This window comes from Bacillus sp. 5mfcol3.1, assembly GCF_900114335.1.
GTDB classification, from domain to species: Bacteria; Bacillota; Bacilli; order Bacillales; family Bacillaceae_G; genus Bacillus_A; species Bacillus_A thuringiensis_S.
The window spans coordinates 601,727-613,848 of sequence record NZ_FOST01000001.1 but is presented as its reverse complement, the minus strand read 5'-3'; the positions used below and the strand labels follow the sequence as shown (position 1 = coordinate 613,848).

Genomic DNA, 12,122 nt, shown 5'->3' with positions numbered 1-12,122 from the left:
CTACGTTCTGTAAATCGTAAATACAGCTGTTTCTTTATCTTTTTCGTCTAATGCTAGTCCGAACATGAGGTCCTGCTCTTTTAACGTACGATTCAAACTATCAACAATTTTATACAAATCAGACGAATATTTAATACGCGTCGTTGATAGTACTTCGATTTTCTTCTCCATGAAAAAACTCCTCCGTTACACAAAAATTTCTAATTATAGAAGAACGCAATGCGGTTACAATAAGAGTACATTCTTTACAACCCCTGCTTCATCACCCATCTATTATAGCAGGACATGTACAGCAAAAAAAGGTTTCAAGTCGAAAACCAACACATTTTGTATACAAGAAGTAAGAAAAATAAAATTCCTCCTACCCACATTTTTTACGCCTGAAGTTTATAAGTACTTCAGGCGTATTTTTCTTCCATTTTTATTCATTTGATGGTTCTTCTAATTGTACTAATAATTCTTCTAATGGTCCTTCATAAAGAGGTACGTTAGGGATCGATTGTAGAAATCGTTTTCCATAGGAAGAACTCGTCAAACGACGATCTAACACTACTACCGTTCCTGTATCTGTATTCGTTCGAATTAAGCGGCCGAATCCTTGTTTGAAACGTAATATTGCTTGTGGCAGCGCTAATTTAGCGAATACATCCTCACCTTGATTTTTTAGCCACTCACCTTTCGCTTCCATCATCGGCTGATGAGGCGGCGTAAATGGTAGACGGACAATAACAAGACAACTTAAGGCATCTCCTGGAATATCTATCCCTTCCCAGAAACTGCTCGTCCCTAATAAAATTGATTTGTCGAACTCTTGAAACTTTCGAATTAAACGGCTTCGACTTCTATTATTCACACTTTGTGTGAGTAATAAATAACCCTCTAATTCATCATTATTTTTTAAATTCGCATACGCTTCTTTTAACATTTCATACGAAGTGAATAAAACAAGCATTCTGCCCTTTGTGGCTTTCGCTATCTTTGCAATATGTTCCGATACAGATTCAATATATCGCTCATTACTTACTTGCTTAATAAAAGGTACATCCGTTGAAACCATTAATTTCATTTGTTCATCATAACGAAATGGCGATGGAACCTTTAAAGTATTTGGAGCGAAATCATGTAAACCAAGTTCCTCTTTTATATAATCAAACGTATCGTTAACTGTTAGTGTTGCGGATGTAAAAATAACACTCTTTTTTTCTGTTAAAAATTCATCAGCAAATCTTTCACCAATATGAACAGGCTGTGCATATAGAACTGTTGAATGAATCGTCCCTTTCGTTTCAGTCTCCATCCAAGTTACATACGAATTCTTTTCTAATACGAGTAACTGTAATGATTCTGCCATCTTTCTCAGCAACTCAATTAAATGCATAAATTCACCTGTTACAACATGCATCTCCCATTCTAACTTACTTTGCAATATATCCACTTGCTTCTCAAGAGCAGTTACTACCCTTCTTAATTCATATATAAAACGATTTGTTAATTCAACGATACTATCCCACAACTTACCTTTTTCTAGTTCTGCGTTATACCTATAGATGAGCGGCATATTATTCGTTCCTTGTTCTTGCTTTGTTTGTTTAAATATAAAAGTACGTAACATTTGGAAGAGTTCATCCGCATCAAACTTAAGTTCCTTCAAACTATAACTTATCATACGGAAAGTTGAACGAGATGCTTGCTCTGATTTTTTCATCATTTTATATACTTTGGAGAGTACATCTTCTGTTTCTAGCGTCCCAAGACGAGATATAACCAATTGAAAATACATACAAGAGAACTGTTCACCCAATGTTCTACTCGCAGCTTCTTCAATATGGTGAGCTTCATCAAAAATAATATGTTCGCATGAAGCAAACAGCGGTTCTTCACTTGAAAAATCTTGAAATAATAACGCATGATTTGTGATAACGATATCTGCAAATAAAGCTTTATTCTTCGCTCGCTGATAAAAACAACGACTAAACCAATTACTTTGCATACCGCCTGGACTATACGCATCACTACAAATACGATTCCAAAGTAACTTTCCGCCCTCAGGAATATTTAATTCGTCTTGATCACCCGTTTCAGTTTGCAATAGCCAAACTAAAATCTTCGCCTTCGTAAGTGCCATATCATAATTTTTTTCTTCCTCTTGTAAAGCATACTCAAATTTGTGTAAGCAAAGATAATGCTTTCTTCCTTTAAGAAGAGCTACCTCAAATGAAAATGGCATTATTTTTTGTAATAACGGTATTTCTTTTTCTAATATTTGTTGTTGGAGTTGTACCGTTTGTGTACTTATAATGACAGGTTCTTCTTTTCTCTTTGCAAAATAAAGACTAGGAAGCAAATATGCAAGAGTCTTTCCTGTTCCTGTACCGGCTTCAATTAGTGAAAAACGAGAATCTCTTAACGCCGTATATATCTCTTTCATCATCAGTTGTTGACTTTCTCTTCTTTCAAACTTTGGCATATGTGATTCCAATTTATCCATCGTTTTATTCAAGAAAGCATCAAACTTTGATGAACACGTTTCTCCAAGGTTTAAGGAATAGTTCCGCTTTTTCAGCGCAATATTTCGATGTATTTCATACTCCGCTATATCTTCTTTACCATTCATTACTTTCTTTAAAATATTTTCAGAAAGCACATCAGCTATATCACTTTGGAACACATCGCTTAATTCATAAAGCGATTGCAACGTGACAAGTGGTAACTTTTCAATTTCATTTAAAAATTGTAAAAATAATTCCGCTGTTGCAAGAGCATCACTATCCGCACGATGTGGTTGATCATGTTCTAGTTCATGCTTCTTAGCTAAATCACGTAATTTATAACTATCAGCTGTCGGCAAAAGAATTTGAGCCAATTCAACCGTGTCGATTTTAGGACAATGTATTTCTGTATATCCAGCCTGTCTTAATTCTTCATTTAAAAAATTCCAATCAAAGTGAACATTATGCGCAACGAAAGCCGCACCTTGTAATAGCTCAACAATCATCGGGGCTACATCTTGAAATAACGGGGCTTGTTTTACAAGACTTTCATCAATCCCTGTTAATTCTGTAATAAATGGTGGGATCTCTCTCTTTGGGTTAACAAAAGACGAAAAAATCTCCAATATCTCTCCATCTTCTACTACAACAGCTGCAATTTGGGTAATTTTATCCTTCCCATCTTTCCAGGAGTTCCCTGTCGTCTCTAAATCAACAACGACATAACGCTTACTCATATATGTAACACCTCAATTTCTTACCTTTCAAACAACAATAATTTATATAATGTTACTATACCACGTTTTATCTCATCTTAATGAAAAGATGCACAAAAAAGCTATCTCCGCAATGGAGATAGCCTTTCTACTTATAATATCGTACCCGCTTTTTCAGCACCTAACATTTCAATAATTTGATTATTATCGTCTAGTACTGCAATTTTGGGTTCTTGTTTATGAACCTCTTCTTCCGTAACTAGCCCATAACAAATAATAATTACTTTGTCCCCTGGTTGTACAAGCCTTGCCGCAGCACCGTTTAAACAAACAACACCACTACCGCGTTCCCCTTTAATAACGTATGTCTCTAAACGAGCACCATTATTATTATTTACAATTTGGACTTTTTCGTTTTCTACAATATTTACTGCATCCATTAAATCTTCATCAATTGTAATACTACCTACATAATTTAAATTTGCCTCCGTTACAGTTGCACGATGTAACTTTGCTCTCATCATTGTGCGAAACATAGGTGCTCCCCCTTATTTAACCGTTAATGTTATATTGTCAATTAATCTTACATTTTCAAACTTAACTGCAATAGCTAAAATGATTCGTCCTTCGACTTTCTCTACCATTGTTAATGACGGATATGCATATAAATCCGCATAATCTACAGTGCCTTTCGTATGCGTCTCAATATACTCTTTCACAAGATTTGTAATGATTTCCGGATTACGTTCACCTACCTCAATTCTTTCTTTCGCTATACATAGGCTGCGGTATAAATGAAGAGCCTCTTCACGTTCATCTTGTGATAGGTACACGTTACGAGAACTTTTCGCTAATCCATCTTCTTCCCTTACAATATCAACTGGTACGATTGTAACCGGAATATTGAAATCAGTTACAAATCCTTCAATTACTGCAACTTGTTGAGCATCTTTCATACCGAAATAAGCACGCGTTGGCAGCGTAATATTAAATAGTTTCATTAGTACAGTTGCAACACCAGCAAAATGACCAGGTCTTTGTTGACCGCATAATACGTTCGTGCGCTTCACAACTTCTACTGTTGTTGTTTGTTCTGCTGGATACATTTCTTCTACACTCGGATAAAATAAATAATCTACACCGTTTTCTTTTGCTACATTTTCATCTCTATTAATATCACGAGGATATCGATCTAAATCTTCATTTGGGCCAAATTGCAGCGGGTTTACAAATACACTTAAAACTACAATTTCATTTTCTTCTCTTGCCTTACGTAATAAGGTAGCATGCCCTTCATGTAAATAACCCATCGTTGGAACAAAACCAATACTCTTTCCACTTGCACGAAGTTCGTTTGTAATTTGCTGCATCTCTTGCACTGTAGTTACGATTTTCATTATTGTTTTCCTCCGTATAACGCTAAGCATTCTTCCTCTTTCATTGTGAACGAATGTTTTTCTTCAGGAAATTGCCTTGTCTTTACTTCAGTAACATATTGTGAAATCCCACGCACAATCTCCTCTTGAACAGATGTATATTGCTTTACAAATTTCGGCACACGATTCACGCCGTATGAGATAAGATCATGATAAACAAGCACTTGCCCATCTACTTTTTGTCCTGCACCAATCCCAATTGTCGGTATTGTTAGTTGCTCTGAAATAAGTTCTGCTAACTGCATTGGTACACATTCTAACACAAGCGCTATTGCACCAGCTTCTTCACATTTCTTTGCATCTTCTATTAATTTCTTTGCACTCTCCGCATCTTTTCCTTGCACTTTATATCCACCCAACACTCCTACAGATTGAGGGGTTAAACCTAAATGCGCTACAACAGGAATTCCTGCGTTCGTCAAATATTGAATCGTTGATATAACTTCTCCAGCACCTTCTACCTTCAGTGCATGCGCCCCGCTCTCTTGAACGATGCGGCGTGCATTCACCATCGTTTCTTGTAATGATACGTGATACGACATAAATGGCATATCAGTTACAATAAACGTCTCTTTCGCTCCGCGGCGTACAGCTTTCGTATGATGAATCATATCCTCTACTGTTACAGGTACTGTTGAATCGTATCCGAGTACAACCATTCCAAGAGAATCTCCAACTAAAATCATATCAACTTCAGCTTCTTCTGCTAATTTAGCAGATGGATAATCATACGCCGTTAGCATTGTAATCGGCTCACCTTGCTCTTTCATCTTCAAAAAATCTGTTTTTGTTTTCAAAAACTACTCCTCCTTTATGCAGGAGAGAGGAGATGGCCGCAATCATATAAAAAACCCCTCTGGCCATAAAAGGGCAGAAGGGTTGTGTGTTAGTCGGCATTATTCATCCCTCTGTCCCAGTCCGTTATTGGATCAAGGCAGAATCCAAGTTATTATTTTTCGTATTACTTCGAATCATGGTGCAGTTCGCTCTGATACTGCCCACATTCGAACTAATTATAGCAAACTACAAAAGGGAATTACTACATTTTTTTGAAAAAATAATTTTTTATTCTTATTACGGTATATGAAATTTAATAAGAGAGTATATATGCTAGAAAGTGAAACTTTAATCAGCCCGATCCCCACCTAACTTCTTTGCTTCCGCTGAATTTTGAGGTGGAGGTCTTATTGCCCAGTAAATAGCGGGATAAAGTTTTTATAGATAATTCAATCCTGAAAAGATACATGTTTTTTCAACGCATGTTAAAAAATTCCAAGTTAATTTCTTCTGTAATCAATTTAACTGTATAGTATAACTCTTAAACTAATGATGCAGGTTAATTGAGGAAAAGTACTTAACAAAGGAGAATTGCAGATGTCTATGAACAGGTGGTTATTTCGATTCAGCAGTTTGCTTGTAATGATTGTATGGTGGATGTCTTTAGGATCCTTTCATGTATTTGCCTCAGTTAATGTCGTAACACAACCCACCGATGTAATGAACGTGATTGAGGTTGAACTAAATGATGATTACTTTAATCCAAATGTCATCACGATTCCGCTTGAAGGATCAACAACATTACTATTGAAAAATAAAGGTAAAAACGAGCACACCTTTACAGTGAAAAAACTCGGCATTGACGTCGTAGTTGAGTCAGGAAAAGAAAAGAATATTACCGTGAAACCTAAAAATACTGGTACATATGAATTAATTTGTCGATACCATCTCCTTAAAGGAATGGAAGGCAAAGTAATCGTCAAATAACACGCCAGGCCAACTAGACGGAAGATATCTTGAAATGAACTTTAAATATGAAAAGGATTTATTATCATGTTACAAATTTAACTCAAAAATATTGAAATAAAAAGAAGTTCCAAAAGAGGAACTTCTTTTACTTAATTTCGATATCTGCAGAATGAATATGATGTACTTTCCCCTCATGATCCTCCAGAAGTAATACACCATCCTCTGTGATTCCTTTTGCTAACCCCGTAATCGTCTCTCTCATCGTTCGAGCGGTAATTTCTTTCCCGATGCTCACAGCGTAACTTTCCCAAAGAATTTTAATGACAGAGAAACCATTTTGTAAATACTCTTCATATAATTTTTCTAGTTGTAAATAGATTTGTTGCATAAGTTCTGCACGAACAATCGGCTTACCTGATTCAATCGCTAATGAAGTAGCAATGTGCTGAATTTCTTCATCAAAATGTTCTTGCTTTTGATTCGCATTAATACCGATGCCCATAATGACAGCATTAATTTTATCAGGATCCGCTTGCATTTCTGTTAATATACCTACAGCCTTTTTACCTTGAATTAAAATGTCATTTGGCCATTTTATTCCCACGTCTACACCTGTACATTTTTCAATTGCCTGTGCAACACTAACAGCCGCTAACAAAGTAAGTTGCGGTGCATGATGAACTGGAATCGATGGGCGTAAAATAATACTCATCCAAATTCCTGTTCCTTTTGGTGAATGCCATTTTCTGCTTAAACGACCTCTTCCCGCTGTTTGTTCTTCTGCTACAACGATAGTTCCTTCTTCTGCACCTTCATAAGCAAGTTTTGCTGCAATGTGCTGCGTTGATTCAACAGTTTCTTCAAAATACACTGTTCTACCAATTCGCTTCGTTTGTAGCCCTAACTGAATTTCATTAGCAGTCACTTTGTCTGGCTTACTTGCAATTCGGTAACCTAATCGGCGCACAGCTTCAAGTTCATATCCCTCACTCCGGAGATCTTCCATATGTTTCCACACAGCAGTTCTTGAACAACCAAGTTTATCACTAATCGTTTGGCCGGATACAAACTCGCCATCCGCTTCAGAAAAAACTTGTAATAACTGCTTTCTTATAGTAGATTGCATCCTTGCAGCCACTCCCTTATACGCTCTTTCTCATTAACTACGTTTCCTTTTACAATTGCTTCCTCGATTTTCTGAAGCATGTCAGCAACCCACGGACCAGGCTTTTTGTTTGCCCAGTTTAATAAATCATTACCAGTCACATTCATTTCTTGACGACCCTGGATTGGCAATGCATGAAACATTGATTGTACTCGTTTAACAGATGTAGGATCATAGCTTTCAATCATCGCTTCATATACTCTCTCTGCCATTTCAGCGATATAAATTCCCGTTTTATAAAGAAGGACTGTATCCCAATCCTTCTCCTTTCTAGTACGGATTGCCAATAAAACTGCAACAATATCTTTTATTTTTTTATTCGAAAACTTCCATTGACGTAGAAAGACAGATGGATGTTCTTCTCCGATACAATATAAGAAAAATGCCCACGCCTCAATATCCGTTTCGAAAGAATCCCATTTATACTGCGTAGCTTTTAACAGTCTCTCTTCTGACATTTGTAAATATGGCAAATGAGAAAATAGCTTCGTCTCTACTAATTCTTTGAGACCTTTCACACAATATGTACCAGTTAACAATTTCTCAAACTCTACTGTAATGCGCTCAATTGCTATATGTTCTAGCAAATGTCCATACGTTTCAATCGCTTGCTTCGTTTTCGTTTCTAATGAAAAACCTAACGCGCTTACAAACCGTATACCACGCATCATTCGCAGGGCATCTTCTTGAAAACGATCCGCAGCATTTCCAACTGTCACAATTTCTCTCTGTTGAATGGCTTCCTGTCCAGCAAATAAATCAACCATTTCGCCTTCTTCTGTCATAGCAATTGCATTCATCGTGAAATCACGACGTTTTAAATCCTCTTCTAATGAACGAACAAATTGAACACTACTAGGTCTTCGAAAATCTTCATATTCGCTTTCTGTTCGAAAAGTAGTTACCTCATAAGGCTCACCATTTTCTAAAACAATTACAGTTCCATGCTCAAGACCAACAGGAACATTTCTTGGGAATATAGCCATCACTTCTTCTGGTAAAGCAGATGTCGCAATATCAATATCTCCAATCGGCCTATCGATAATAAGATCTCGTACGCTCCCACCAACAAAGTAAGCCTCATGTCCTTGTTGTTTTAATGTCTCAATAATAGAACTAGCTTTTTTAAATCTTTCCATTTTTGTCATCCCTTAGTACGTCATAGTAAATCGTTTCATATTGTGAAACAATTTTTTCTGAGCGAAATTGCTCATAAACACTTTCTCTTGCTCGTTCTCCCATATTACGGTGAAGTTCCTCGTCCTTTAATAGCTGAGTAGCTTGATTTGCCACTCCTGTTGTATCGCCAACTTCACATAAATATCCTGTTTCCCCGTGTTGAATAACCTCTGGAATACCTCCAACCCGTGTTCCGATACAAGGTACACCACACGCCATTGCTTCTAATAAAACAAGACCAAAACTTTCCTTCTCTGATAGAAGCAACATTAAATCACTCATCGCAAGTAGTTCTGCAACATTATCTTGCTTCCCTAGGAATAAAACACGATCTTCAATATGTAAATTCTTCACTATCTGTAAAATCGTACAGAATTCTGGTCCGTCTCCAACAAGAAGCAACTTCGCATCTACTTCTTTAACAATTTTAGCAAATGCCTCAACAACATCCTGCACACGTTTCACTTTACGGAAATTCGAAATATGAATAAGTACTTTTTCACTCTCACTTATACCGTATTCTTTCTTTAATTGAGACATATTACGTTTGAAATATACACGTTCGTCTATAAAGTTATATACCGTTTGAATTTCTTTACTTGGTTTTACAAGCTCATGCGTTTCGTTAATTAATGAATGCGAGACAGCAGTAACAACATCCGATTGCTCAATACCAAAACGAATTAAATTATTTAACGAAGGGTCGGAACCTAACACAGTAATATCTGTTCCATGCAAGGTTGTAACAATTTTAATACGCTCTCCGATCATTTGTTTTGCTAAATATGCACAAATTGCATGTGGTATTGCGTAATGCACATGTAAAATGTCTAAGTTTTCTCTTTGTGCAACCTCTGCCATTTTACTTGCTAACGCTAAATCGTATGGTGGATATTGAAATACAGAGTACTGGCTTACCGTCACTTCATGAAAATATATGTTTGGATATACTTTATTTAACCGGAATGGTAAACCCGATGTAATAAAGTGAATTTCATGCCCGCGTTCCGCCAATTGCTTTCCTAATTCTGTTCCAACAACTCCAGAACCACCTACAGAAGGATAACATGTAATACCTATTTTTAATTTCATTTACATCCCCCTAATAAATCAGCATGTAATAAAACCGGTTTCTTACTCATAAATCCCTCGGCATACAAGACTCCAACTTCTTTTCCAAACATCTTCTCACGAGCAATCACAGTTTCAACGTATCCTTCTGTTAACGGTGTCTTAACACCATCACTTCCTGTTGAAAATTGACTTTCATATGCTTCTAATGCTTCCACCTTTATAGAGAGGTACTCACTTATATCTATACAAAAATTCGGTTTATGAAAACCATTAATCATATAATTATAAAAAGACTCCACACGATGTGGTGAAAGTTCCGGCATATATTTACGGATTCCTGCTGAAAAAATAGCCTCTTCCACAAGCTTTGCACAATTTGCATGATCTGGATGACGATCTTCATAGTATGGCGCAAAAACTAGTTTTGGTTTATATGTACGGATCACCTTGACAATTTCACGTATATACTCTTCTTTCATATACAAACCACGGTCTGGCATCGCTAAATTCAGCCTCGTTTTTACTCCCATTATACGAGCTGCGACCTCTGCTTCTTCTTTTCTCAACTCTATCGTTCCATTGGAAGAAAGATCAGCTTCTGTTAAATCACAAATACCTACTTCATACCCTTGCTTTGTATATTTAGCGATGGTACCAGCCATGCCGATTTCAACATCATCGGCATGAGCACCAAACGCTAATATATGTAATCCACTCATAATTGTTCCCCTCATTTTCTTAACTTACGATAATCTAAATCTCCTCGCTCTAATGCGTGCATCAACATTTCAGCACTTGCCATATTCGTTGCAAGTGGAATCGCATATACATCACATAAACGAAGCAATGCATTCACATCCGGTTCATGCGGCTGTGCTGTTAATGGATCGCGGAAGAAAATCACCATATCTAAATCGTTTTTTGCAATCATTGCACCAATTTCTTGATCTCCACCAAGAGGGCCAGATTGATATCTTGTTACAACTAATCCAGTCGCTTCCATAATACGAAGCCCTGTCGTTCCTGTTGCAAATAATTCATGTTGCTCAAAAATTGGTTTATATGCGTATGCAAACGAAACCATATCATTTTTCTTTTTGTCATGTGCGATTAAGGCAATTTTCATCCGTTGTCTCCCCTTTAGTCGATAATATTTTCTAAACCGTACACAAGATGATCAAGGTTCATTACTGTCTCGATTGATAGTTTTACACCTGACATAAATGATGCGCGATTGAATGAATCATGACGAACTGTTAACATTTGTCCATCTCCACCAAACATTACTTCTTGGTGTGCAATAAGCCCTGGCAAACGTACACTATGAATGTGAATACCGTCTACATTTGCACCACGTGCACCTGCTAGTTGCTCTACTTCATTTGGATGACCTTGCTGCTTTGATTCACGATTTTGACGAATTAATTCTACCGTTTTTACAGCTGTACCAGATGGTGCGTCTAATTTTTGATCATGATGTAATTCAATTACCTCAACATCTTGGAAATATTTCGCTGCCATTTGTGAGAATTTCATCATAAGAACTGCACCAATTGCAAAGTTTGGAGCAATAATTGTTCCTACTGCTTTTTCTTTTGCATTCTCTGTTAAACGTGCCAATTCTTCTTCTGTAAATCCAGTTGTACCAATAACAGAACGAAGTCCACGCTCAACTGCAAGTGTAACGTGTTGTTTCCCAACTTCTGGTGTTGTTAAATCTAACAACACATCTGCTTCTACTTCATCTAAACAAGTATGTAAATCAGCGTAAATCGGTGCATGTAATGCTGGCATGCCAGGTAAATCAGAAATCTTCTCACCACCATGCTTATAATCCACTGCTGCTACTAAATTAAAATGTTCCGTTCTTTCCATAAGAAGGACTGCTTCATGTCCCATACGTCCTCTTGGTCCGGCGATAATTACTTTAATTTCTTTCATTATTCTTTCTCTCCCTCATCAATACGTGTCCAGCGATCTTTATCACGTGTATTAAATTTATTCATTACAATGTTATGTGCTGTCTCTAAATCAATATTTAAACTATTTGCCATACAAATCATAACAAATAATACATCTCCAAGCTCTTCTTCAATACTTCTTTCTTTTTCAGTTGTTTTCTTCGGTTTCTCACCATAATAATGATTTACCTCTCTCGCAAGCTCTCCCATTTCTTCCGTTAAACGAGCCATCATTGCAAGCGGACTGAAATAACCTTCTTTAAACTGACCAATATATGCATCTACTTCTTTCTGCATATCTTTCATCGTTTTCGCTTCCATACTATTCACCTCTAATCCTTCCTCTTTCATGTTAG

The 12,122-nt window shown here is 36.8% G+C and carries 13 protein-coding genes; 1 reads left to right on the top strand and 12 read right to left on the bottom strand.

Translation table 11 applies throughout. The features are described from left to right. The 5 genes from BM089_RS03315 to panB all read right to left on the bottom strand — a co-directional run bounded on the left by BM089_RS03315 (position 1) and on the right by panB (position 5,438). Positions 1-171, bottom strand: coding sequence for a YpmA family protein (locus tag BM089_RS03315; protein WP_000412179.1), 171 nt, complete (start codon positions 169-171; stop codon positions 1-3). Positions 172-421: 250 nt separating this feature from the next. Beyond that, positions 422-3,226, bottom strand: coding sequence for an ATP-dependent DNA helicase DinG (gene dinG, locus BM089_RS03310; RefSeq protein WP_000044967.1), 2,805 nt, complete (start codon positions 3,224-3,226; stop codon positions 422-424). Positions 3,227-3,357: 131 nt separating this feature from the next. Then, on the bottom strand, positions 3,358-3,741 hold the full coding sequence (gene panD, locus BM089_RS03305; RefSeq protein WP_000490186.1) for an aspartate 1-decarboxylase: 384 nt from the start codon (positions 3,739-3,741) through the stop codon (positions 3,358-3,360). Positions 3,742-3,753: 12 nt separating this feature from the next. Next, complete coding sequence (gene panC, locus BM089_RS03300; RefSeq protein ID WP_075716821.1) at positions 3,754-4,602, bottom strand: pantoate--beta-alanine ligase; 849 nt, start codon at positions 4,600-4,602, stop codon at positions 3,754-3,756. Next, positions 4,602-5,438 (bottom strand): 3-methyl-2-oxobutanoate hydroxymethyltransferase, encoded by an 837-nt coding sequence (panB, locus tag BM089_RS03295; RefSeq protein ID WP_000851108.1) that lies wholly within the window; start codon positions 5,436-5,438, stop codon positions 4,602-4,604. The genes panC and panB overlap by 1 nt, the downstream gene beginning before the upstream one ends. A 577-nt stretch (positions 5,439-6,015) precedes the next feature. Here panB and BM089_RS03285 point away from each other — a divergent pair. Beyond that, complete coding sequence (locus BM089_RS03285) at positions 6,016-6,405, top strand: cupredoxin domain-containing protein (protein ID WP_075716822.1); 390 nt, start codon at positions 6,016-6,018, stop codon at positions 6,403-6,405. Positions 6,406-6,532: 127 nt separating this feature from the next. Here the strand turns inward: BM089_RS03285 and BM089_RS03280 are convergent, their stop codons facing one another. Genes BM089_RS03280 through BM089_RS03250 form a run of 7 tightly spaced genes read right to left on the bottom strand, consistent with a single transcriptional unit; the run spans position 6,533 to position 12,087 of the window. Then, complete coding sequence (locus BM089_RS03280) at positions 6,533-7,513, bottom strand: biotin--[acetyl-CoA-carboxylase] ligase (RefSeq protein WP_001192056.1); 981 nt, start codon at positions 7,511-7,513, stop codon at positions 6,533-6,535. After that, positions 7,498-8,691 (bottom strand): CCA tRNA nucleotidyltransferase, encoded by a 1,194-nt coding sequence (locus BM089_RS03275; RefSeq protein WP_000439311.1) that lies wholly within the window; start codon positions 8,689-8,691, stop codon positions 7,498-7,500. The genes BM089_RS03280 and BM089_RS03275 overlap by 16 nt, the downstream gene beginning before the upstream one ends. Beyond that, complete coding sequence (bshA, locus tag BM089_RS03270; RefSeq protein ID WP_000768317.1) at positions 8,678-9,823, bottom strand: N-acetyl-alpha-D-glucosaminyl L-malate synthase BshA; 1,146 nt, start codon at positions 9,821-9,823, stop codon at positions 8,678-8,680. Before bshA ends, BM089_RS03275 begins: the two co-directional genes overlap by 14 nt. Continuing rightward, positions 9,820-10,524 (bottom strand): bacillithiol biosynthesis deacetylase BshB1, encoded by a 705-nt coding sequence (bshB1, locus tag BM089_RS03265; RefSeq protein WP_000015660.1) that lies wholly within the window; start codon positions 10,522-10,524, stop codon positions 9,820-9,822. The genes bshA and bshB1 overlap by 4 nt, the downstream gene beginning before the upstream one ends. Positions 10,525-10,535: 11 nt before the next feature. Further along, on the bottom strand, positions 10,536-10,931 hold the full coding sequence (mgsA, locus tag BM089_RS03260; protein WP_000684765.1) for a methylglyoxal synthase: 396 nt from the start codon (positions 10,929-10,931) through the stop codon (positions 10,536-10,538). Positions 10,932-10,945: 14 nt separating this feature from the next. After that, on the bottom strand, positions 10,946-11,746 hold the full coding sequence (dapB, locus tag BM089_RS03255) for a dihydrodipicolinate reductase (protein ID WP_000658810.1): 801 nt from the start codon (positions 11,744-11,746) through the stop codon (positions 10,946-10,948). Beyond that, entirely contained in the window at positions 11,746-12,087 is a 342-nt protein-coding gene (locus BM089_RS03250; RefSeq protein ID WP_002108639.1) for a nucleotide pyrophosphohydrolase, read from the bottom strand. The genes dapB and BM089_RS03250 overlap by 1 nt, the downstream gene beginning before the upstream one ends. Positions 12,088-12,122: the final 35 nt, after the last annotated feature.